This is a genomic window from Arthrobacter sp. Hor0625, assembly GCF_052567525.1.
This window is the reverse complement of record NZ_CP199586.1, coordinates 1,388,773-1,409,435: the sequence shown is the minus strand read 5'-3', so window position 1 is coordinate 1,409,435 and position 20,663 is coordinate 1,388,773. Positions and strand designations below refer to the sequence as shown.

The window sequence follows — 20,663 nt, the reverse complement described above, 5'->3', positions numbered from 1 at the left end:
AAAAGGGCGGCCCCGTCACAAGGACCTGCCCGCTTAAGGCCCGGTGGCTCTTCGTGAAAGAATCGGACCATGCCTGAAACTGCTGCCACAGCTGAGACCCGCACGCCGTCCGGACGCCTGGCCCTCGCCGCATCCGACCACCAGATCGCGCTCGGCCCGCTTGACGGCCGCTACCAGCCCGCGGTGGCGCCGCTGGTGGACTACCTGTCCGAGGCCGCCCTCAACCGCGACCGGGTCGCCGTCGAGGTTGAATGGCTGATCCACCTGACCAGCAACAGCGTGCTGCCCGGCGCGGGCCCGCTTAGCGCCGCGCAGCAGGAGCAGCTGCGCGCGATCGTCACCGAGTTCGACGCGGCCTCGGTCGCCGAACTGGCCGAGATCGAAGCCGTGACCGTCCATGACGTCAAGGCCGTGGAGTACTACATCGGCCGCCGCCTGCCGGGCATCGGGATCGAGAACCTCACCGCCATGGTGCACTTCGGCTGCACCTCCGAGGACATCAACAACCTTTCCTACGCCCTGGGCGTCAAGGGCGCCGTGGAAAACGTCTGGCTGCCCGCCGCCCGCGAGCTGGTCGCCCAGATCGGCGCCATGGCCGAAGCGAACCGCGCTGTGCCGATGCTCTCGCGCACCCACGGCCAGCCGGCCACGCCCACGACCCTGGGCAAGGAACTCGCCGTGAGCGCCCACCGCCTGACCCGGCAGCTGGACCGCATCGCCCGGACCGAGTACCTGGGCAAGATCAACGGGGCCACCGGCACGTACGCCGCGCATGCAGCCTCCGTGCCGGGCGCGGACTGGGAGCAGGTTGCCCGGAGCTTCGTCGAGGGTCTGGGCCTGGACTGGAACCCGCTGACCACCCAGATCGAGAGCCATGACTGGCAGGCGGAGCTGTACGCCGACGTCGCCCGCTTCAACCGCATCCTGCACAACGTGTGCACGGACATCTGGAGCTACATCTCGATCGGCTACTTCGCACAGATCCCGGTGGCCGGTGCCACCGGCTCCTCCACGATGCCGCACAAGGTCAACCCCATCCGCTTCGAAAACGCCGAGGCCAACCTGGAGATCTCCTCCGGGCTGCTGGACGTCCTCGGCTCCACCCTGGTCACCTCCCGCTGGCAGCGCGACCTGACCGACTCCTCCTCGCAGCGGAACATCGGCGTGGCGTTCGGCCACTCGCTGCTCGCCATCTCCAACGTGGCCAAGGGCCTGGACCGGCTGGCGGTTGCCGAGGACGTGCTCGCCAAGGACCTGGACACGAACTGGGAGGTCCTTGGCGAGGCGATCCAGATGGTCATGCGTGCCGAGGCCGTTGCCGGCGTCGAGGGGATGGAGAACCCCTACGAGCGGCTCAAGGACCTCACCCGGGGCCAGCGGGTCGACGCCGCGCGGATGCAGGAGTTCGTCAAGGGCCTGGGCCTGTCCGCGGACGCCGAGGCGCGGCTGCTGGCCCTGACGCCGGGCAAGTACACCGGCATCGCGGACAAGCTGGTCGACCACCTGCGGTAGCTGCCGCAGCCCGCGTGCCGCCGGCGGTCCGACCGCCAGCGGTCGACGTCGGCGGTCGACGCCGGCGGTCGACGCCGGCCGTCACGGCTACCGGCTTTGCCGTGAGTTAACCTTCCGGCGGGCACCCGTTTACGTGCCCGTCAGCGGTCCGCCAGCTTCAACGCCGAGGCTGGAGAAGTTACCGACACGAGGAGATCCCTTGCCGAGCGACAGTCCGTTGCGCGTCATGAGTTTCAACATCCGCTGCGACATCCCCGGGACCCTGCCCGGCCAGGCCGACTACTGGCCCGAACGCGCCCCCGCCCTGCGGGCGGTGCTGGCCGACGAACTGCCCGACGTCCTGGGCATCCAGGAAGGCCTGGCCCACCAGCTCGCGGTCATCGGGGAAGCGCTGCCCGGGCGCTACCGGATGATCGGGCACGGGCGCGACGGCGGCAGCCGGGGCGAGCATTCGTGCATCTACTTCGATTCCCACCGGCTTGCCCTGGAAGAGTGGGACCAGTTCTGGCTCTCGGATACGCCCGCCGTGCCGGGCTCGGCGACCTGGGGCAATGAGGTGACCCGCATCGCCACCTGGGGCAAGTTCCGGGACCTGCGCACCGGGCGGCAGCTGATGGTGGTCAACACGCACTTCGACCACGAATCCGAATACGCCCAGCTGCGCAGTGCCGGGGCGATCATCGGGCACACCGAACCGGGGCTGCCGACGGTGCTGATGGGTGATTTCAATGCCGTGGCCGGCGCCTCCGACACGTACAGCGCCCTGGTCGACAGCGGCGTCTTCCGTGACAGCTGGACCTCGGCGGAGCAGCAGCTGACCCCGGCGTTCGGGACCTTTTTGAACTACAAGGACCCGGTCATCGGGGAACGGCGTATCGACTGGATCGCCGTGACCCCGGGCATCACGGTGGCCGACGCGGCCATCAACACCTTCCGGCTGCACGACCGCTACCCGAGCGACCACGCCCCGATCCAGGCGTCTTTGCTGGTTGCGTAACGTTTCGCCCCGCCCCCGGACCCGCAGCCCGCGGCCGGTAAGATCACAGCCATGAGGCTCTTGCTGATCCGTCACGGCCAGACGCCGGGCAACGTCCTGGGGCAGCTGGACACGGCGCATCCGGGCCCGGGCCTGACCGGCCTTGGCGAACGGCAGGCCGCCGCGCTGGCGCGGTCGCTGGCCAACGAGGAGATCGGGCTGCTCTACGCCTCGACCCTGCTCCGCACCCAGCTCACCGCCGCGCCGCTGGCCGCCAGCCGCGGCCTGGCGGTCGAGGTGCTGGCCGGGTTGCGCGAAATCGAGGCCGGGGCGCTGGAGAAGCTCACCGACCGGGAGTCCCACCTGCGCTACCTGGGCACCGTGTTCGCCTGGACAGCCGGTGAACTGGACCGGCGGATGCCCGCCGGGCCGAGCGGGCACGACTTCTTCGAACGCTACGACGCCTCGATTGCGCAGATCGCCGGCGCCGCGGCCGCCCGCGCGGGCGACGACGCCGCCGTCGCCGTCGTCAGCCACGGCGCAGCCATCCGGGTGTGGACCGGGCTGCGGGCGCAGAACGTCGACGCGGAGTTCGCCGCGCGGCACGTGCTGGCCAACACCGGCATCGTGGCGCTGGAAGGCGAGCCCGACGCCGGCTGGCGGCTGATCCACTGGGATGACAGCCCGGTGGGCGGACTGGCGCTGGCGGACCCGACGGCGGACGACCCTACCGGCCGTCCTGCCTGAGCCCGCCGGGACCCGGGCCCGCGCCCGTCGCGTAAGCGGCTAGGTCCAGAAGTCGTCCGACTTTGCGGTGTCCTCGAAGTACTCCCGCCCCTCCGTGACCTTGCCGTCCCGGACGACAAAGGCGATGACCGAGCCCATGTCCAGGGTCTTGCCGTTGCCTTCCGCGACGGTTTGCTGGATCGCGACCGTGTGGCCCTCCCCGCCAACGATGTCCTGGACCTTGGCTTGGAAATTTCCCTGCGTGCGCGCTCCCAGTTCGCCGAAATACGCCAGGATGGCGTCGCGGCCCTGTTTCGTCCCCGATAGCACGCCGCTTCCTGCCACGTGCCAGACTGCGTCCTCCGCGAAAATTTCGCTCAGAGTCGCCATATCCCCTGCGTTGAAGGCCTCGTATCCACGCCGGACCAGTTCAACATTCTCTGCGCTTCCCATGATCGGACACCTCTCTGTCGTCCTTGTCGGGTCATGCTGGGACGGTTTAAGGCTAGTCCCGGCCCGGGGGGCTGTCGATGGAAATATGTCCGGCCGCGGGAGCCGGCGGAACGGCCGCTAGAGGCCGGTCCTAGCGGCCGGCGGGCCAGCCGGTGTAGGCCTCCGCAAGGTAGGCCCGGCCGTGGCGCGAGGACACCACGGAGTTGAGCTCGCCCAGCTGGCGGGCACGGGAGAAGTCGTCGGCGTCGGCCGGGGTGTGCAGCATCGAGGTCATCCAGTAGGAGAAGTGCTGGGCCTTCCAGACGCGGTCCAGGGCGCGGTCGCTGTACACATCAAGGAACCTGGTGGATCCGGTCTTGTAGAAGCTGTCCAGGCCCTCGAAGAGCACCCGCACGTCCTGGATCGCGAGGTTCAGGCCCTTGGCGCCGGTCGGCGGGACGGTGTGCGCCGCATCGCCGGCCAAAAACAGCTTCCCGTGCCGCATCGGGGTGTGGACGAAGCTGCGGAACTTCAGGACGGTCTTGTCGATGACCGGACCTTCCTTGAGTTCGAAGCCGTTGCCGTTGACCCGGCTGCGGAACGCCTCCCAGATCCGCTCGTCATCCCAGTTGTTGACGTCTTCACCGGGGTCGCACTGGAAATACATGCGCTGCACCGTCTCGGTCCGCTGGCTGATCAAGGCGAATCCGTTCGCGGAGTTGGCATAGATCAGCTCCTCGGAGCTGCGCGGCGCCTCGGCCAGGATGCCGAACCAGGCGAACGGGTATTCGTGGAAGTACCATTTGCGGTCCGCCTCCGGGATCTGGATGCGGCAGTGGCTGCGCGACCCGTCCGCGCCGGCGATGAAATCGGCCCGCAGCTCGTATTCGGTGCCGTCCGCATCCGTGAACCACACGGTCGGCGAGTCGTCGATGCCGTGGATGCTGGTGTCCGTGACGCTGTAGCGGACGTCGCCGCCGTCGGCCTCCCGGCGGGCGGCAAGATCCAGGAACACGTCCGTCTGGGGGTAGAGCCAGACGGATTCGCCCACGAGGTCTTGGAAGTCGATGCGGTGGCTTTCCCCGTTGAACCGCAGCTCGATGCCGTCGTGCCGGTCGCCGTCGCGGAGCACCCGGTCGGAGACGCCGCCGTCGACCAGGAGGTTGACGGTGCCGTGCTCGAGGATGCCGGCCCGGACGGTTTCGGAGATCTCCTTCCGGCTGCGCAGTTCAACGACTGTGGAATCGATGCCCTCCTTGGCCAGCAGGTGGGAGAGCATGAGCCCGGCGGGGCCGCCGCCGACGATCGCAACCTGGGTGGTGATGACTTTTCGGCCTGCCATGGGTTCCTCGCTTCGTTGCGGTGCCGGACCGGATGCCGGGGGCGCCCGGGGCCCGGGTCGGGCTGTTCTGGCTACCAGTGTGCAGCCGGCAGGGTGATCCGTGTTACATCTCTTCCGTTGAACGGAACGAGGCGGCGCCCCGGGTGTCGCCCAGCCGCCGGCCGATCCCGCGGGCTGCGGTCTGCAGCGCCGGAACGAGTGCCTGGAGCCGCACCTCCTGCAGCGGAACCACGACGCCGAGCGCCGCAACGGTCCGCTTCCGGCCATCACGGACCGGCACCGCGATCCCCCAGGTGTCCGGATCCACCACCCCGGCGAGCTCGGCGAAGCCCTGCCGGGAGGTGTCCGCCAGGAGCACCCTGACGTCCGCGGGCCGGAGGCGGCCGGCCGGATCCTCGAAGCCGCGCAGGTAGGCCGCCTGCACTGGAGCCGGCTGGTGCGCCATCAGCGCCAGCCCGGCCGAGGAAAGGTGCACGGGCATCCGGCCGGCAACCTTGGCGCGGTTGGCCACCGACCCCCGGCGGGACAGCCGCTCCACGAACAGGGCGTCCCAGCCGTCCAGCACGGCCAGGTTCACATTCTGGTTCAGCACCTGCTGGATGTCCTCCATGAAGGGCATCGCCGCCTGCCGCAGGGCCAGGGTGGGCGAGTTGCGGTTCACCAGCTCCCACAGCCGCAGCCCCAGCCGGACAGATCCGCCGTTGCCCAGCTCCAGCAACCCGTGCCCGGCCAGTTGCCGGGCCAGCCGGTGTGCGGTGGTCAACGGCAGGCCGGCCCGGTCGGCGAGCTCGGAGAGCTGCAGGGCCGCAGAGCCCTCGGGGAAAGCCGCGATCAGGCGCACCACGCGGTCCACGACGGAGTCCCCGCTGGCGGAGTTGGCCATGGCGTCACTTTCGTTGAATGGATTCTGGATCCACTGTACGCCGCCGGTGCGGGCCGGACAGGCCAGCTACAGGGCCGCGGGGCGGGAGCGCAGCCGGCGCCACACGGCCGGCGCCAGGACCACGGCGACGCCGACCGCGGCGCCGATGACGGTCTCCAGGAACCGGTCGCGCAGGAGGATGCCCGCGGGGGCCGGAGCCACCAGCAGGGTCGAGACCAGCGCCAGCGGTGTGACGAAGACCTGGGCCAGCATGTACTGCCGGGCGATGAACATTTCGGCTCCGAACTGGCAGGCGGCGATCACCAGCACCGTCTGCCAGGGGGCCGGCTCCAGCATCAGGATCAGGGCCAGCAGCACAAGCCCGAGCGCGGTGCCGATGATGCGCTGCAGGCCGCGGCTGATGCGGTGCCGGGTGGTGTGCCCTACGAGCGGGACGACGGCGGCCACCATGGCCCAGTAATTATGGCCGAAGCCCAGCCGCTCCCCGGCCAGCGTCGCCAGGCTGCCGGCCAGGCCGGCCGCAACGAGGTAACCGACCGCCTCAAGCCGTGCGGCGCGGCGCTCCGGGGAGGTCAGCCGTACCGGCCGCGGCCAGGACCACGGCTGGCGCCGGCCGCGGACCACGCGGGAGGACAGGCCGACCAGCAGGGCGAACGCGACCGTCACGACGGCCGTCAGCATGCCCTGCCAGAGCGGGGGCTGGTGCGGAATGGAGGCGATCGCGGCGAAGGCGAAGATGTGGAACAGCGACCCCGCCGGGCGGAGCCGCCACCAGGCGACCACCAGGGAGCAGCCGCCAGCCACCAGCGTGGTGGCGAGGACCTGAAGCCAGACCGTGCCGGCCGCGCTGAGCGAGAAGGCCGCACCGGCCCGTGCCGTCAGGGCACCGAGCAGGATCACGGCGAGCATGAGCGTTCCCGCGCGCAACTGCAGGATTAGCCGCCGGCCGTGGGGCTCGTTGCGGCCGTAGATGCCGGCGAACGCGCCGAAGGACGCAAATATAGCTAGGTCGAGGCGGCCCAGCAGCACGAGGGTGATGAGCGGGACGAAGACCCCGACGGCGCAGCGCAGCGCCGCCTGGTGATCCTTGTTGGCTGGAGCCATGGTGAGCATCTCGGCTAGCAGCTTCACAGACGGAACCGGCCTCCCTTTTGCAGTCGATTGAAAACGACGGCGGCTCTGGCATCCCCCTCAGACTACGCCCGGGACGCCCGGAACCGGGGGCTGGATTCCATTGGCCGGAATCAGCGGGCCGCCGTCGAAGTGGTAGCGTCGAGCGGTTGAACCAGCTAGTCGGCACCTCCGGAGGACCCCCATGCTCAAAGGATTCAAGGACTTCATCCTGCGCGGCAACGTGATCGAACTGTCCATCGCCGTCGTCGTCGGCACGGCGTTCACCGCCCTCGTCACGGCCTTTACGACGAACATCGTGAACCCGGTTATCGCGGCCGCCGGCGGTGTCCACACGGAGGGGCTCGGCTTCCACATCTGGCCCGGCAACGACAAGACCTTCGTCAACTTCGGGGCCGTGCTGACCGCCTTCGTGACGTTCCTGATCACCGCGGCCGTGGTGTATTTCATCTTCGTGGCGCCGATGAACCGAATCAACAGGATGGTCAAGCACCGACTGGCGACACCGGAACCGGAGGAGGAGCCCATCTCACCGGACACCGCGCTGCTGGCGGAGATCCGGGACCTGCTGGCCGGGCTGTCCGGCGCCGGCCAGCCGTCCGGGGACGGCGCAGCCGACGACGGCGGCCGGCACGCCGCCGTCGGGGCCCCCGACGGTGAAGTTCCAGCCGGTGAACTCGCCCGCAGCGGCGCGCCTTCTCCCCGAAGGTGAGGAAGCGTCACGCCTAACCCCGCCAAACGTGAGGAAGCGTCAGCCCGGGGGCAGGCTCCGGCCGTGGGCGGCTAGGACAGCTTGGGAGGCATTGTCATCCGGATGGTCAGCGCCTCGTGTTCCACGGCGACCTTAAGGTGTTTGGCCTTGCCGATGTGGTCGCCGTCAAGCTGGAATTCCAGCTCGTGCTCGAGGCTGATTTCCGCGCTCTTGCCAGCGAAATACTCGACCGACTTGTTCCTGCCGTTCGTCCGGCCGAACATTCCGGCCAGCACGCTGAACCAGCCCAGCTTGCCCTTCGGGGCCAGGAGCAGGACGTCGAGGATGTCGTCATCCAGCCTGGCATCCGGGAAAACCTCCACCCCGCCGGTGATCTTGCCGCAGTTGCCCACCATTACGCTGCGGACCCGGCGTCGGACCGGGTGCTGGCCGTCAATGCTGATATGTGCCTTGACCGGCTTGCCGGGCAGATGCCGGATGCCGGCTTCCACGTAAGCGAGCCAGCCCACGCGGTCCTTGAGTTCGTCCACGGTGTTGGCCATGATGGCAGCGTCGTAGCCAAGGCCCGCCATGACCAGGAAGAGCTGCTCGTCCTCGCTGTGGTCCAGGGTCGCCTTCACCACATCCACCTTGACGTCGGCGCCGTTGAGAATGTCGTAGCTGGCCGACACGGGGTCGGTGATGTCGACGTTCATATTGCGGGCCAGCAGGTTCCCGGTGCCCATCGGGACCAGGCCCATGGGTGTTCCGGTGCCGGCCAGGACCTCGGCGACGCACCGGACGGTGCCGTCGCCGCCGGCGGCGATCACGACGTCGACGCCCGCCTCAAGCGCCTCGCGCGCCTGGCCCAGGCCGGTGTCCTCGGCGGTGGTTTCCAGCCAGAGCGGCTCGCTCCAGCCCTGCGTTTCGCAGAGGCGGTAGAACGCGGCTTTGAAGTCCTCGCCGGAGGACTTCATGGGGTTAACGATCACGGCGGCGCGCTTGGGCTGGACGGTGGTGTCCTGCGCGGCATTGGTCTGTGGCATGGCGTCCTTCGGGCGGTTGGGCGGGATGGATCCCGCAGGGAAATCCTATAGGTGCAGGGAACGATTAACCGGTTCCGCCGGCGGTGGCCTTGGACTCCCTGCACCGGGCATCACTACACTGGCCGTGTCCGGGACCACAGTGTTCCGGCCGGCCGGCAGCCTCCGGCTCACTGGGGAAGCCGTGTCCACTACGCCGAAAGGGAGGCACATGAGTGAAGCAGGGGAACACTACTCCGCCGAAGCCGAAGCATCGAGCAGGGATCCGCACGACTGGGGCCGCGCCATGGCGCTGGCCCTCACCCGGCTGGCAGAGCAGCTGGCCGACGAGGACAGTGAAGACATCCACGCGGTCCTGGTGGACCGTCCCTTGAACCTGGAAATCCGGGACGAGGAGGACGGCGTCTGCATCACGGTGTCGACGCGGGGCGGTTCCGCGGGCTGAGCGGCCGCGGACACAAAGCGCGCCGTTCAGCGCGGTCCCGCCGCCCTGTGACAGACTAGGCGGGATTTACCGGTCTCCACGGGGGCCGGACCACTCATCTCATTTGGGGGAATGATGACGGAGCGCGCCGACTTTGACGCGGGAAAATACACCGGGTCCTTTGGCGGCTCCCCGGGCGGCGCGTACGGGGGTCCCGGGCAGCGCTGGCCGGACGGCGCGCCCTGGCCGGACTCGCCCGAGCCTCGCCACGCTCCGCCGCCGTTCCGGCCCATCCCCGGCCCCGAGACCCTGGAGCGGACGGTGCGGGGTACCGTGTTCGCTCTCGCGGCGGTCCCGGTTGCCGCCGCCCTGTGGCTGGTCCTCTGGCTTCTGGGGCTTCCGGCGCCGGTCATCGCCCTGCTGGCCGTGCCGGTGGCGGCGCGGCTCTACACGGCCGGCAGCACCGCGGGCCGCGGGGCCGCCCTGTCGGGGCGCGGCGCCCGGGTGGCGGCCGGCGTCACCGCCGTGGCGGTGCTCGCCTCGCTGGCGGGCCGGGTCGTGCTGGAGCAGGCCACGGACCTGGGTGTCTGGCCGCCGGGGTTGTTGTTCGAGCCCGCGGCCGGCGACCTGGCGGCGTGGCTGGCCCTGCACCCGGGGATGCTCGCCGATCTGGGCTCGGAGGCCGGGTGGGCGCTGCTCTTCGGCGCGCTGGGGTGCGGCGTGGCGCTGCGCCGGCAGCCGGCGGTCAGCGGCCGGCGGCGAGGTCCGCGGAGATAAGCCGGGCGGTGCTGATGGCGGCTTCCCGGACCGACTCAAGGTACGCCGCCGGGTCCGGCTGCGCGGCGACGGCCTGCGCCTGCAGGGAGACGTTGATGGCGGCCACCACGTTGTTCGGTCCGTCATAAATCGGCGCGGCCACGGACATCAGCCCGAGCTCGAGCTCCTGGTCCAGCAGGCACCAGCCCTGGGCGCGGACGGTATCCAGTTCCGCCAGCAGCTTGTCGCGGCTGCCGATGGCACGGGGCGTGAGCGGCTTGATCTCGGCTGCGGCCAGGTAGGCCTGGAGCTCCGCGGGCGGCAGGGCGGCCAGCAGGACCCGGCCCATGGAGGTGGCGTAGGCCGGGAACCTGGTGCCCACGGTAATCCCGACGGTCATGATCCGCCGCGCGGCCACGCGGGCGATGTAGGCGATGTCGGTGCCCTCCAGCACGGCGGCCGACGTCGACTCCCCCAGCTTCAGCGAGAGCTCCTCAAGGTAGGGCTGGGCGATCTGCGGCAGCGACAACCCGGACAGGTAGGCGTAGCCGAGCTGGAGCACCTTGGCGGTGAGGGCGAAGACCTTCCCGTCGGTTCGGACGTAGCCGAGCTCGACGAGCGTGTGCAGGAACCGCCGCGCCGTGGCACGGGTCAGGTCCGTCCGCGCGGCGACCTCGGTCAGCGTCATCCGCGGATGGTCGGCGTCGAAGGATCGGATCACCGCCAGGCCGCGGGCCAGCGACTGCACGTACTGGTCGCTCGCCGCCGGCACCCCGCCGGGCACGGTGCCCTGTACTGCCTCGGTCATGTCACGCCTCTCGATCACGCATCACTTTATACGCGCGAACGTACACTTCAGGCCCCGAAATGGTGCTCAGGTGGGGCCTCAAGTGTACGTTCGCGCTTTGGTGGGTCAGGTTGCGGGCTCGAGCGGCACCGGCACGAGGCCGCGCAGTTCCTCCAGGGTGCAGCCGAAAGTCTCGCGGACCCGGACGCCGTCGGGGCCGGTGAGGAACACGGCCTTGTCCGTGTAGACCCGGGTGACGCAGCCGATCCCGGTCAACGGGTAGGTGCACGCCTCCACGAGCTTGGACACGCCGTCGCGGGTCAGCAGCGTCATCATCACGAAGACGTCCTTGGCGCCCGTGGCCAGGTCCATGGCGCCGCCGACGGCGGGAATCGCGTCCGGCGCGCCGGTGTGCCAGTTGGCCAGGTCACCGGTCGCGGAGACCTGGAAGGCGCCCAGCACGCAGATGTCCAGGTGTCCGCCGCGCATGATCGCGAAGGAGTCCGCGTGGTGGAAGTAGGACGCTCCGGGCAGCTCGGTCACCGGGATCTTGCCCGCGTTGATGAGGTCGCCGTCGATCTGGTCACCCACGGCTACGGGCCCCATCCCGAGCATGCCGTTCTCGGTGTGGAGCGTGATGTTCTGCTCCGGCTCCAGGTAGTTGGAGACCAGCGTGGGCTGGCCGATGCCAAGGTTCACGAACGAGCCGGCTTTGATGTCCCGGGCCACCAGGCGGGCCAGGTCGTCACGGCCCAGCGGCGTCTCGGAGGTCTGGATGTTGGTCTGGGTGCTCATCAGGCCACCTTCACGATGCTGTTGACGTAGATTCCGGGGGTCACGACGGTTTCCGGGTCCAGGCCGCCGGTCGGCAGCAGCTCGGAGACCTGGGCGATCGTGTGCTTCGCGGCGGCGGCCATGATCGGGCCGAAGTTCCGCGCCGTCTTGCGGTAGACCAGGTTGCCCTTGCCGTCGGCCTTGAGCGCCTTGATCAGGGCGACGTCGGCGTGGATGGGGGTTTCGAACACCTGCCATTTGCCGTCCAGGAAGCGGGTTTCCTTGCCCTCGGCCAGCATGGTGCCGTAGCCGGTGGGGGTGAAGAACCCGCCGATGCCCGCGCCGGCGGCCCGGATCCGTTCGGCCAGGTTGCCCTGCGGGACCAGCTCCAGCTCGATCTCCCCGGCACGGAACTTGGCGTCGAAGTGCCAGGAGTCGGACTGCCGCGGGAAGGAGCAGATCATCTTCTTCACCCGCCCCTCCTTGATCAGCAGCGCCAGGCCCTGGTCGCCCTGGCCGGCGTTGTTGTTCACCACGGTCAGGTCGGTCGCGCCGCACTCCAGCAGCGCGTCGATCAGTTCGAACGGCTGCCCGGCGTTGCCGAAGCCGCCGATCATGACGGTGGAGCCGTCCCGGATCCCGGCGACGGCCTCGCCGACGGTGTCAATGAAATTCAGCATGGGTTAGACCTTCTCAGCGGGTGCGGCCGGGGTATCCCGGCGGGCGGTGACGTTTTCGAGGACGACGGCGAGGCCCTGGCCGACTCCGATGCAGATCGCGGCGACGCCCCAGCGTTCGCCGGAGGCCTGCAGGGACCGGGCCAGGGTGCCGAGGATCCGCCCGCCGGAGGCGCCCAGCGGGTGGCCCATGGCGATGGCGCCGCCGTGCCGGTTCACGATCGTCGGGTCGATGCCCCAGGCGTTGATGCAGGCCAGTGACTGCGCGGCAAACGCTTCGTTGAGTTCGACGGCGCCCACCTGGTCCCAGCCGATGCCGGCCTTCGCGAGGGCCTTGTTCGCGGCCTCAACCGGGGCGTAGCCGAAGAACTGCGGGTCGTTGGCGTGGGCGCCGCGGCCGGCGATCCGGGCCAGCGGGTCCAGGCCCAGAATGCCGGCGGCATCCTCGCTGCCCAGCCACGCCGCGGACGCGCCGTCCGAGAGCGGGGAGGCGTTGCCGGCGGTGACAGTGCCGTTGGCGGACCGGAAGACGGTCTTCAGTCCGGCGAGCTTCTCCGCCGAGGAGCCGGGCCGGATGCCTTCGTCGCGGACCAGGTCGGTGCCCGGGACCGGGGTGACGAGGGTGTCGTAGAACCCCTCGTCCCAGGCCGCGGCGGCCAGGTTGTGCGAGTTCGCGGCGAACTCGTCCTGCGCCGCGCGGTCCACCCCGTACTTCTCGGCCAGCCGTTCGGTCGCCTCGCCCAGGGACACGGTCCACTCCGGCCGCATGGCCTTGTTGACCAGCCTCCAGCCGAGCGTCGTGGAGACCAGGGACATGTCCCCGGCGGGGTACGGCTTCTCCGTCTTCGGCAGCACCCACGGCGCCCGGGACATCGATTCGACCCCGCCTACCAGCACGACGTCGGCGTCGCCGGTGTTGATCTGCCGCGAGGCGATGATCGCCGCGTCCAGGGAGGAGCCGCAGAGCCGGTTGACGGAGGTTCCGGGCACCGAGACCGGCAGCCCCGCCAGCAGGGTGCCCATCCGGGCCACGTTGCGGTTTTCCTCGCCGGCGCCATTGGCGTTGCCGAAGACCACCTCATCGATCCGGGCCGCGTCGAGCCCGGGGGCGCGCCGGACGGCTTCGCCGATCACATGCGCGGCAAGGTCGTCCGGGCGGACGGCGGCCAGGCCGCCGCCAAACTTGCCGAACGGGGTGCGTACGGCGTCGTACACGAAGGCGTGCTTCATGGTGTCCTCTAACTTCTGTGGGTCCGGCCGCCAGGCGGCCGCTGCCGCCGGGTGTCACGGGCGGCGGCCTCTGCGGGCTAGTGGGGTGGGGCGGGGGCGGTGCCGTCGGGTCCGGCGGTGTCCCGGTCGGCGGCGTCCAGGTCGGTGTTGTCCATGGAACGGAAGACCTGCTGGGCGGTTTTGAACGCGGTGTTGGCCGAGGGAACGCCGCAGTAGATGGCGGTCTGCAGCAGGATTTCCTTGATCTCGTCCCGGCTCAGCCCATTGGTGAGGGCGGCGCGCACGTGCATGGCGAGCTCCTCCCAGTGCCCGTGCGCCACCATCGCGGTGATGGTGACCGCCGAGCGCATCTGCCGGCTGATGCCGGGCCGGGTCCAGATCCCGCCCCAGGCGATCCGGGTGATCATGTCCTGGAAGTCCTCGGTGAAGGCGTCCTTGTTGGCGTTGGCGCGGTCCACGTGCGCGGCGCCGAGCACCTCGCGCCGGACCTTCATGCCGCCGTCGTAAATCTCCCGGCTGGTGGCGTCCGGCTGGACGACTCCGTGCCGTTCCGCGCCGGTCATTCGCCGGCTCCGCGGGATTCGGCCCAGCCGACCAGGCTGCGCAGCAGTCCGGCCACGTGCCCGGGGGCCTCGAAGGGTGCCAGGTGGGCCACGCCTTCCAGGGTCACGGCGTTGGCGGTGCCGCCGCCGGCGGTGATCCCGGCGACGATTTCCTCGGCGAGCGCCGGGGTGGCAACGGTGTCCAGCGCACCGGCCAGGGCCTGGGTGGGGACCCGGATGCTGCCGAGGTCGTTCCGCACGTCGAAGCCGGCGAGCGCCTCGCAGCAGAAGGCGTAGCTGAACCGGTCGGCGTCGCGCAGGGCGTGCAGCAGGCGGCTGCTGCGGTCGGGTTCTCGTTCCATGAATCCGGGCGGGAACCAGCGCTGCGCCGAGCCCTCGATCATTACCCCGGTGCCCTGGGCCCGCACGGTTTCGGCCCGGTCCAGCCAGCCGTCGGGCGTGCCGATCCTGGCGCCGCTGCACTGCACGGACAGGCTCTTGAGCCGGTCGCCGTGCTTGATGCCCAGCTGCAGCCCGGTGGCCCCGCCCAGGGAGACGCCGGCGTAGTGGAAGCGGGCGCCGGGGGCGATCGAATCGACGAGCTCCACGACGGCGTCCGCCAGTTCGGCGACGGTGAAGGGTTCCGCGGCGGCCGGCGAGATGCCGTGGCCGGGGAGGTCCCAGGCGACGACGTCGTACTCGTCGCCCAGCAGGGCGCCGGCCTGGCTCCACACCAGGGTGGAGGTGCCGAGCGACGGCCCGGCCACCAGGAGCGGCCGGTCGCCCAGCTCGCGCTGGGGTGAGAGCAGGACAGCCTTGAGGGTCGGTCTAGCCACGGGTGGCGCCTTTCTCTTCGGTCGGAATGGTGGGTTCGGCGGGTTCGGGGCGCGGCGGCGCGCCGCCGTGCGTGAACGCGGGCCACGCGGCCAGGATGCGGCGGCTGATCTCGGCGGCCTGGCCGAGGTAGTTCGCCGGATCGAGCAGCTCTTCGAGCCGCTCGTCGGAGAGCAGCGCAGCGGGCACGGCGGCCCGCAGCAGCTTCCGGTAGGTCGGCGCCTGCTCCACGGCGGGCGCCTGCAGGGTCCGGTCCACGACGTCCTGGAGCCGCTCGCGCCCCTCGGAACCCAACAGGGGCCCGACGGCGGCGCTCACCGCCTCGGAGAGCAGCAGCGGACCGGACAGGTCCAGGTTCCGCCGCATCGCGGCGGGGAAGACCTGCAGCCCGGCGGCCAGTTCCCGCAGCTGCCCGGCGGCGCCCAGGGCCAGGCCGAGCAGGGTGCGGAGTGCCGGCCACTCGGTGTGCCAGGCGCCGTCCGCGCGTTCGTCGTTGAAGGTGGCCGCCGCCAGGTGCAGCTGCGCGGCCAGGCCCGGGGCCTGCAGCGCGGCGCTGCGGACCAGCACGGACAGCACCGGATTCTGCTTTTGCGGCATGGCCGAGGAACCGCCGCGGCCCGCGGAGCGCGGCTCGGCGACCTCGGCGACCTCGGGACGGCTGAGGAAGAGGACGTCGGCGGCGATCTTGCCGGCGGCGTCGGCGACGGCCGCCAGTGCGTCGCCGAGCGCGGTGACCGCGAGCCGGTTGGTGTGCCACGGCGCCGGGACGGCGGCCAGGCCCAGCCGGGCGGCGAGCCGGTCGGCCAGGTCGAACGGTGACAGGGCCGTCCCGTCCGTCAGGACGGTGCCGGCCGCGAGGGTGCCGGCGGCTCCCCCGGTCTGCACCGGGAGCGCCAGTTCCTCGAGCCGCTGGCCGGCCGCGGCGAGCCCGGAGAACCACTGCGCCGCCTTAAGGCCGAAGCTGAACGGCAGGGAATGCTGGGTCAGGCTGCGGCCCACGCACAGGGTGTCCCGGTGCCGCTCCGCGAGGCCGGCCAGCGCCGCCGTCGTGGCCTTGAGCTCGGCGAGCAGCTCCCGGACCGCGCCGGCAGCCAGCAGCATCAGGGCCGAGTCGAGCACATCCTGGCTGGTCAGCGAGGTGTGCACGGCCTTGACGGCGCCGACGCCGGCGGTGTCGAGGTCCGTAACCTGGCGGCGGAGCTCGGTCAGCAGCGGGATGACCGGGTTGCCGCCGCCCTGGGCGCGCACCGCGATCGCGGCGGCGTCGTACCGGTCCGGGTCGGCCGCGGCGGCAACAATCGCCGCGGAGCCGGCCGGGGCCAGCCCCGCCTCCTCCAGGACCGCCGCCCAGCCTGCTTCGACCCGCAGGATCGCTGCGAGCACGGCACGGTCGCCGGTCAGCGCCGCGACGGACGGCGCGGCCGAAACCGGGCTCAGCAGGCCCACGTCGCCGTAGCCGGCGCCGGGGCCCTCCGGGGTGGTCATTGCGCGGCGCCCTCGAAGTCGAGGAAGACCGTCTCATCCTTGCCCTGCAGCCGGATGTCCCAGCTCAGGCCGCCGTCGGGGTCGCGGCGGGCCAGCAGGGTCCGGCGGCGCTCCGGGTCGAGCGCGGACAGCAGCGGGTCGGCGGCAAGGGCCTCCTCGTTTTCCGGCAGGTAGACGCGGGTGAAGAGCCGGTTCATCAGGCCGCGGGCGAAGACCACGACGGAGATGAAGGGCGCGGCGCCGGCCGCGGTGGGCCCGGGGTTGACGGTGGTGAAGGTGAAGACGCCGGTGTTGCCCACCGCGCAGCGGCCGAAACCGGTGAAGGCGTAGCCGTCGCGGACCAGCGAGCCGGTGCGCTGCGGCACCTGGCCCTCGGCGTCGGCCTGCCAGATCTCCACGATGGCGTCCGGCACGGGGTGGCCGGCGCCGTCGTAGACCGTGCCCTGCAGCCGGATGCTGCCGGGGGTGCCCGGCGGCAGCAGTTCGCGGTCCTTGGCGTAGGGCAGGGCGAAGCCGTAGAACGGCCCGACCGTCTGGCCGGGGGTGGGGGTCAATTTACTCATGGTCGTCACCTTCCGCGCCAAGTGCCTCGTTTTCGGTCCAGGTCCGTTTGGAGCCGGTCAGGACGATGTCCCAGTTGTAGGCCAGGGCCCACTCCGGCTTGGTCTGCTCGTGGTTGTACGTGGCCACCAGCCGGTCCCGGGCGTCCTGGTCCACGATCGACTGGTAGATCGGGTCGAGGGCGAAGAGCGGGTCGCCGGGGAAGTACATCTGCGTCACGATCCGCTGCGTGAACTCACGGCCGAACAGCGAGAAGTGGATGTGGGCCGGCCGCCAGGCGTTCAGGTGGTTCTTCCACGGGTAGGCGCCGGGCTTGATCGTGGTGAAGCTGTAGGAACCGTCCGCCCCCGTGATGCAGCGGCCGACGCCGGTGAAGTTCGGGTCGAGCGGGGCGGGGTGCTGGTCCCGCTTGTGGACGTACCGGCCGGAGGAGTTGGCCTGCCAGATCTCCACCAGCTGGCCGGCCACCGGGCGGCCGTCGCCGTCCAGGACACGGCCGGAGACCAGGATCCGCTCGCCCAGGGGTTCCCCGTTGTGCTGGATGGTGAGGTCCGATTCCAGGGCGTGCACGTCCATGTGCCCGAACGCCGGCGAGTACAGCTCGATGGTTTCCGGGTCCGCGTGGTGCAGGCTCTTGGTCGGGTGCCGCAGGATGCTGCTGCGGTACGGCGGGTAGTCCAGCCGGGGCTGGATCTCGGCCGGGGCGCCGTTCTGCAGGGCCTGCGCGTAAGCGTCGCCGAGCGCCTTCATCTCGTCGCTGAGGATCTGCTGTGATTCCGCGGCGGTGTCCAGGGCCGGGACGGCCTTGGTGGCGGCCTGCGGTGCTGCCTCGGGCGCTGCGTCGGACACGTCCTCGGTGAGCGGGTCCGCGTTGAATATTTCGAGGTTGATTTCTTCGGGCACAGCAGCCTCCTTTCGTGGTGGTGGTCCTGGCCGGGCGGTCAGGCGGTGAGTTTGAGCTGGTGCAGGTGGTCGTACTGGACGGCGTGCCGGACCGGGGCGTTGGGGGCCCCGTACCCGTCGTAGGCGCCGCGGCGTTCGACCATTTCGAAGAACACGCTGCCGACCGTGGCGGTGTAGAAGTGCAGGAACTCGCCGTCCGCGTCGCGGTCGTAAAGCAGGTCAAGTTCGCGGAGGGTGGCCAGGAACTCCGGGTCCAGTGCAAAGCGCGCCTCGAGGTCCTCGTAGTAGTTGGCCGGGATGGGGAGGAACTCCAGGCCGCGGCTGCGGGCGGCGCGGGCCGTGGCCACCAGGTCATCTACGGCGAAGGCGACGTGCTCCTGGTAGGTCGGCCGCGCGGCCGCGGTACCGGGTTTCCCGGTCCCGTGGGCGCCCTCCTGCTGCAGCAGCGGCGCCAGGTTCAGCACCAGCCGCACGCCCCGGTCGCCGGTGGTCATCACCTGGGAGCGGACCAGGCCGGTGGGGCTGGCAACCTCGGCGTACGGCTGCGGTTCCAACGCCAGGGCGCTGGTGTAGAAGAGGACGGCCTCGTCGAAGTGCTGCCACGGCTGGGCCAGGTTGACGTGGTCGATCACCGCGTGCCGGGCGCCGGACGGGCCGGCAGTGTCCTGGCCGGCAGCGTCCTGGCCGGAAGGGCCGAATTCGGTGACCCAGGCGGCGGTGCCGTCGACGCTGCCCTGGCACAGGAAGACCTCGGTGGAGTCGGGGGCCGCGAAGCCCTGGAAGACTTCCTCGTCCGCCTGGCTCTTGCGCGGCACCGCCGGGGCCCGGAGCTGCTGGGCCCGCGCGGCCGCGATGACGGGGGAATCGACGTCGAAGCCGACCGCGGCGATGGCGGTCTCCGCGGCGGCGGGGGCTTCCTCGTTGATGATCACGCGCGCGTGGCCCATAGTCCACAATTGCACATTCTTGGTCCGGTGGCGGCCGTTGAAGGCGAACCCGAGTCGGCCCAGCAGGGTCTCCAGCGCGGCGGTGTCGGCGGCCCGGACCTCGGCGAAGTTGAAACCGGCGGGCTCGGCCACCCGGGGCAGGGTGGACAGCTCCATCGGATACCGCCGCCGTCCGGCGCCCGGAGTGCCGGCCGGGGCCGGGTTCGCGTCCAGCCACTTGGCGCTTTGCTCCTCGAGCCAGATCAGCGAGCGCATGGCGTCCACTGCGGTGCGCTCGACGTCGGACTGCCGGAACACGTCGTTGAAGACCTCGAGCGAGACCGGTCCGGAGTAGCCGGCCCGGGCCACGTGGCCCATGAACTTGGCGAGTTCAAACTGTCCTTCGCCCGGGAAGACGCGGTGGTGCCGGCTCCAGGACAGCACGTCCATCGACAGCTTGGGGGCGTCCGCGACCTGGACGAAGAAGATTTTCTCCGGGTTGAACCGCTCGATCGGGGCGGTGTCCCAGTCCCGGGACAGGATGTGGAAGGAGTCCAGGCAGGTGCCGAGGTTCGGGTGGTCCACCAGTTCCACCAGGCGGTGGGCGTGTTCGTAGTCGTTGACGTACCGGCCCCAGGCCAGGGCCTCGTAGGCGACCCTGACGCCGTGTTCGCCCGCGAGGGCGGCAAGCCGGGAGAGCTGGTCCGCGCGCAGCCCGTCGTCGTCGATGCTGGCGGTGGCCACGTTGGAGCAGACCAGGATGGTGTCCATGCCCAGCCGGTTCATGAGCCGGAACTTGGCGTCGGCGCGGCGCAGGTTGGCCGCGAGCAGTTCCTCCGGGACGGAGTCGAAGTCGCGGAACGGCTGGTAGAGGTCAAGGCTCAGCCCGAGGTCGGCGGCGAGCGCGCGGATCTCCTCCGGGCTGAGCGAGGAGGTCACGAGGTCTTGTTCGAAGATCTCGATTCCGTCGAAGCCCGCGACGGCGCAGGCCTGCATCTTTTCCTTCAGCGTGCCGGAGAGGCAGACCGTGGCGATTCCGGTGCGCATCAGGCGGCCACCTCCTCGGCCGCGACGAGCTCCAGGAAGTGCGCGCGCATCCGGTCGGCGTCGGCCTCCAGGCCGGTGAAAATCCGGAAGGCGTCGGCGGCCTGGCCGACGGCCATCCGGCCGCCGTCGAGCACATCGCAGCCCCTGGCCCGCGCCTCGCGCACCAGCTCGGTCTCGATCGGGCGGTAGACGATGTCGGCAACCCAGTGCCGCGGTTCCAGGAGGGCGAGGTCCAGCGGAACTCCCGGGTGGGCGGCCATGCCCACGGGGGTGCAGTGCACGAGTCCGTCGGCGCGCGGCATCAGGTCCGGCAGGTCCGCCGTCGTCCGCGCCGCCACGACGGCGTCCGGGAAGAAGCCGGCCAGTTCGGCGGCCCGGGCGGCGGACCGCGCCGGATCGGTGTCCACGAGGTCGAGCCGGCGGACGCCCGCGGTGAGCAGCGCGTAGGCGACGGCGGACCCGGCGCCGCCGGCGCCGAGCTGCACGACGCGGTCCAGCCGGGCCCCCGGCAGGCCGGCGGCGAGTGCGGAGGCGAAACCGGAGAAGTCGGTGTTGTGCCCGATGAAGCGGCCGTCCCGGATGGTGACGGTGTTGACCGCTCCGAGCCGTCGGGCGTCCGGGGAGATTTCATCGAGGTGGTCGAGCACGAGCTGCTTGCACGGATGGGTGATGTTCAAACCGTTGAAGCCCAGCCGGTGGGCGCCGGTCAGGAGTTCACCGACCGCCTCACCCGGGAGTCCGAGCTCGGCGAGGTCGATGGGGCGGTAAAGGTACCGGAGGCCCTGCACATCGCCTTCGCGCTCGTGCATGGGCGGGGTGAGCGAGGGCGTCACGCCGTCACCCACGAGGCCTATGAGGAAGGACTCTGCCCGATTGCTCATCCGTCTTGCTCCTTTGACAACAGCACCTGGGCCACCGCGCAGCAGGCGGCGGACCGGGTGATATGGGTTACAGTACCGCACATGTTCACATGTTGCACTG

22 protein-coding genes are annotated in these 20,663 nt (G+C 70.6%); 6 read left to right on the top strand and 16 right to left on the bottom strand.

Annotated features, from left to right (window positions below):
* Positions 1-69 precede the first annotated feature (69 nt).
* The 3 genes from purB (at position 70) to ACTWLI_RS06435 (ending at position 3,235) form a co-directional block, all read left to right on the top strand.
* A complete protein-coding gene (purB, locus tag ACTWLI_RS06445; RefSeq protein ID WP_445155822.1) occupies positions 70-1,512 on the top strand; it encodes an adenylosuccinate lyase in 1,443 nt (480 codons plus the stop codon).
* Positions 1,513-1,711: 199 nt separating this feature from the next.
* On the top strand, positions 1,712-2,509 hold the full coding sequence (locus ACTWLI_RS06440; RefSeq protein WP_445155821.1) for an endonuclease/exonuclease/phosphatase family protein: 798 nt from the start codon (positions 1,712-1,714) through the stop codon (positions 2,507-2,509).
* Between the two features lie 51 nt (positions 2,510-2,560).
* Positions 2,561-3,235: a histidine phosphatase family protein gene (locus tag ACTWLI_RS06435; protein WP_445155820.1), complete on the top strand. Its 675-nt coding sequence runs from the start codon at positions 2,561-2,563 to the stop codon at positions 3,233-3,235.
* Between the two features lie 39 nt (positions 3,236-3,274).
* Here the strand turns inward: ACTWLI_RS06435 and ACTWLI_RS06430 are convergent, their stop codons facing one another.
* The 4 genes from ACTWLI_RS06430 to ACTWLI_RS06415 all read right to left on the bottom strand — a co-directional run bounded on the left by ACTWLI_RS06430 (position 3,275) and on the right by ACTWLI_RS06415 (position 7,002).
* A complete protein-coding gene (locus ACTWLI_RS06430; protein WP_445155819.1) occupies positions 3,275-3,667 on the bottom strand; it encodes a nuclear transport factor 2 family protein in 393 nt (130 codons plus the stop codon).
* A gap of 130 nt (positions 3,668-3,797) precedes the next feature.
* Positions 3,798-4,988, bottom strand: a complete 1,191-nt coding sequence (locus ACTWLI_RS06425; protein ID WP_445155818.1) for a 4-hydroxybenzoate 3-monooxygenase — start codon at positions 4,986-4,988, stop codon at positions 3,798-3,800.
* A 103-nt stretch (positions 4,989-5,091) separates the two neighbouring features.
* The gene (locus ACTWLI_RS06420; RefSeq protein ID WP_445155817.1) at positions 5,092-5,871 is read right to left on the bottom strand and encodes an IclR family transcriptional regulator; all 780 of its coding nucleotides are present in this window, start codon (positions 5,869-5,871) and stop codon (positions 5,092-5,094) included.
* A gap of 66 nt (positions 5,872-5,937) precedes the next feature.
* Complete coding sequence (locus ACTWLI_RS06415; protein WP_445155816.1) at positions 5,938-7,002, bottom strand: FUSC family protein; 1,065 nt, start codon at positions 7,000-7,002, stop codon at positions 5,938-5,940.
* Positions 7,003-7,186: 184 nt separating this feature from the next.
* Here ACTWLI_RS06415 and mscL point away from each other — a divergent pair, with 184 nt between their 5' ends.
* Positions 7,187-7,714: a large conductance mechanosensitive channel protein MscL gene (gene mscL / locus ACTWLI_RS06410; RefSeq protein WP_445155815.1), complete on the top strand. Its 528-nt coding sequence runs from the start codon at positions 7,187-7,189 to the stop codon at positions 7,712-7,714.
* A 71-nt stretch (positions 7,715-7,785) separates the two neighbouring features.
* On the opposite strand, the gene ACTWLI_RS06405 is transcribed toward mscL, so the two are convergent.
* The gene (locus tag ACTWLI_RS06405) at positions 7,786-8,739 is read right to left on the bottom strand and encodes a diacylglycerol/lipid kinase family protein (RefSeq protein WP_445155814.1); all 954 of its coding nucleotides are present in this window, start codon (positions 8,737-8,739) and stop codon (positions 7,786-7,788) included.
* A 208-nt stretch (positions 8,740-8,947) separates the two neighbouring features.
* Between ACTWLI_RS06405 and ACTWLI_RS06400 the strand changes: the two genes are divergently transcribed.
* The gene (locus ACTWLI_RS06400; RefSeq protein WP_445155813.1) at positions 8,948-9,181 is read left to right on the top strand and encodes a hypothetical protein; all 234 of its coding nucleotides are present in this window, start codon (positions 8,948-8,950) and stop codon (positions 9,179-9,181) included.
* Positions 9,182-9,295: 114 nt separating this feature from the next.
* Positions 9,296-9,937, top strand: coding sequence for a hypothetical protein (locus ACTWLI_RS06395; protein WP_445155812.1), 642 nt, complete (start codon positions 9,296-9,298; stop codon positions 9,935-9,937).
* On the opposite strand, the gene ACTWLI_RS06390 is transcribed toward ACTWLI_RS06395, so the two are convergent.
* The 11 genes from ACTWLI_RS06390 to ACTWLI_RS06340 form a co-directional block, all read right to left on the bottom strand.
* A complete protein-coding gene (locus tag ACTWLI_RS06390; protein ID WP_445155811.1) occupies positions 9,906-10,724 on the bottom strand; it encodes an IclR family transcriptional regulator domain-containing protein in 819 nt (272 codons plus the stop codon). The two genes, ACTWLI_RS06395 and ACTWLI_RS06390, sit on opposite strands and share 32 nt — an antisense overlap.
* Positions 10,725-10,829: 105 nt before the next feature.
* Positions 10,830-11,498: a 3-oxoacid CoA-transferase subunit B gene (locus ACTWLI_RS06385; RefSeq protein WP_445155810.1), complete on the bottom strand. Its 669-nt coding sequence runs from the start codon at positions 11,496-11,498 to the stop codon at positions 10,830-10,832.
* Complete coding sequence (locus ACTWLI_RS06380; RefSeq protein WP_445155809.1) at positions 11,498-12,157, bottom strand: 3-oxoacid CoA-transferase subunit A; 660 nt, start codon at positions 12,155-12,157, stop codon at positions 11,498-11,500. Before ACTWLI_RS06380 ends, ACTWLI_RS06385 begins: the two co-directional genes overlap by 1 nt.
* 3 nt (positions 12,158-12,160) lie before the next feature.
* Positions 12,161-13,384 (bottom strand): thiolase family protein, encoded by a 1,224-nt coding sequence (locus ACTWLI_RS06375; RefSeq protein ID WP_445155808.1) that lies wholly within the window; start codon positions 13,382-13,384, stop codon positions 12,161-12,163.
* A 77-nt stretch (positions 13,385-13,461) separates the two neighbouring features.
* Positions 13,462-13,947 carry a 4-carboxymuconolactone decarboxylase gene (gene pcaC, locus ACTWLI_RS06370; RefSeq protein ID WP_445155807.1) on the bottom strand — a complete coding sequence of 162 codons (486 nt, stop codon included), beginning with the start codon at positions 13,945-13,947 and terminating at the stop codon, positions 13,462-13,464.
* Positions 13,944-14,762 carry an alpha/beta fold hydrolase gene (locus tag ACTWLI_RS06365; RefSeq protein WP_445155806.1) on the bottom strand — a complete coding sequence of 273 codons (819 nt, stop codon included), beginning with the start codon at positions 14,760-14,762 and terminating at the stop codon, positions 13,944-13,946. Before ACTWLI_RS06365 ends, pcaC begins: the two co-directional genes overlap by 4 nt.
* Positions 14,755-16,245, bottom strand: coding sequence for a lyase family protein (locus tag ACTWLI_RS06360; protein ID WP_445155805.1), 1,491 nt, complete (start codon positions 16,243-16,245; stop codon positions 14,755-14,757). Before ACTWLI_RS06360 ends, ACTWLI_RS06365 begins: the two co-directional genes overlap by 8 nt.
* On the bottom strand, positions 16,242-16,808 hold the full coding sequence (gene pcaG / locus ACTWLI_RS06355) for a protocatechuate 3,4-dioxygenase subunit alpha (RefSeq protein ID WP_445155804.1): 567 nt from the start codon (positions 16,806-16,808) through the stop codon (positions 16,242-16,244). Before pcaG ends, ACTWLI_RS06360 begins: the two co-directional genes overlap by 4 nt.
* Positions 16,801-17,709 carry a protocatechuate 3,4-dioxygenase subunit beta gene (gene pcaH, locus ACTWLI_RS06350; protein ID WP_445155803.1) on the bottom strand — a complete coding sequence of 303 codons (909 nt, stop codon included), beginning with the start codon at positions 17,707-17,709 and terminating at the stop codon, positions 16,801-16,803. The genes pcaG and pcaH overlap by 8 nt, the downstream gene beginning before the upstream one ends.
* Positions 17,710-17,747: 38 nt before the next feature.
* Positions 17,748-19,682: a TIM barrel protein gene (locus ACTWLI_RS06345; RefSeq protein ID WP_445155802.1), complete on the bottom strand. Its 1,935-nt coding sequence runs from the start codon at positions 19,680-19,682 to the stop codon at positions 17,748-17,750.
* On the bottom strand, positions 19,682-20,563 hold the full coding sequence (locus ACTWLI_RS06340) for a shikimate dehydrogenase (RefSeq protein WP_445155801.1): 882 nt from the start codon (positions 20,561-20,563) through the stop codon (positions 19,682-19,684). Before ACTWLI_RS06340 ends, ACTWLI_RS06345 begins: the two co-directional genes overlap by 1 nt.
* Positions 20,564-20,663 lie beyond the last annotated feature (100 nt).

Excerpts from the sequence above, each read along its gene's own strand:
- purB (WP_445155822.1), top strand. The coding sequence starts at position 70 with ATGCCTGAAACTGCTGCCACAGCTGAGACCCGCACGCCGTCCGGACGC.
- ACTWLI_RS06435 (WP_445155820.1), top strand. The coding sequence starts at position 2,561 with ATGAGGCTCTTGCTGATCCGTCACGGCCAGACGCCGGGCAACGTCCTG.
- ACTWLI_RS06430 (WP_445155819.1), bottom strand. The coding sequence starts at position 3,667 with ATGGGAAGCGCAGAGAATGTTGAACTGGTCCGGCGTGGATACGAGGCC.
- ACTWLI_RS06425 (WP_445155818.1), bottom strand. The coding sequence starts at position 4,988 with ATGGCAGGCCGAAAAGTCATCACCACCCAGGTTGCGATCGTCGGCGGC.
- ACTWLI_RS06420 (WP_445155817.1), bottom strand. The coding sequence starts at position 5,871 with ATGGCCAACTCCGCCAGCGGGGACTCCGTCGTGGACCGCGTGGTGCGC.
- mscL (WP_445155815.1), top strand. The coding sequence starts at position 7,187 with ATGCTCAAAGGATTCAAGGACTTCATCCTGCGCGGCAACGTGATCGAA.
- ACTWLI_RS06405 (WP_445155814.1), bottom strand. The coding sequence starts at position 8,739 with ATGCCACAGACCAATGCCGCGCAGGACACCACCGTCCAGCCCAAGCGC.
- ACTWLI_RS06400 (WP_445155813.1), top strand. The coding sequence starts at position 8,948 with ATGAGTGAAGCAGGGGAACACTACTCCGCCGAAGCCGAAGCATCGAGC.
- ACTWLI_RS06395 (WP_445155812.1), top strand. The coding sequence starts at position 9,296 with ATGACGGAGCGCGCCGACTTTGACGCGGGAAAATACACCGGGTCCTTT.
- ACTWLI_RS06390 (WP_445155811.1), bottom strand. The coding sequence starts at position 10,724 with ATGACCGAGGCAGTACAGGGCACCGTGCCCGGCGGGGTGCCGGCGGCG.
- ACTWLI_RS06385 (WP_445155810.1), bottom strand. The coding sequence starts at position 11,498 with ATGAGCACCCAGACCAACATCCAGACCTCCGAGACGCCGCTGGGCCGT.
- ACTWLI_RS06380 (WP_445155809.1), bottom strand. The coding sequence starts at position 12,157 with ATGCTGAATTTCATTGACACCGTCGGCGAGGCCGTCGCCGGGATCCGG.
- ACTWLI_RS06375 (WP_445155808.1), bottom strand. The coding sequence starts at position 13,384 with ATGAAGCACGCCTTCGTGTACGACGCCGTACGCACCCCGTTCGGCAAG.
- pcaC (WP_445155807.1), bottom strand. The coding sequence starts at position 13,947 with ATGACCGGCGCGGAACGGCACGGAGTCGTCCAGCCGGACGCCACCAGC.
- ACTWLI_RS06360 (WP_445155805.1), bottom strand. The coding sequence starts at position 16,245 with ATGACCACCCCGGAGGGCCCCGGCGCCGGCTACGGCGACGTGGGCCTG.
- pcaG (WP_445155804.1), bottom strand. The coding sequence starts at position 16,808 with ATGAGTAAATTGACCCCCACCCCCGGCCAGACGGTCGGGCCGTTCTAC.
- ACTWLI_RS06345 (WP_445155802.1), bottom strand. The coding sequence starts at position 19,682 with ATGCGCACCGGAATCGCCACGGTCTGCCTCTCCGGCACGCTGAAGGAA.
- ACTWLI_RS06340 (WP_445155801.1), bottom strand. The coding sequence starts at position 20,563 with ATGAGCAATCGGGCAGAGTCCTTCCTCATAGGCCTCGTGGGTGACGGC.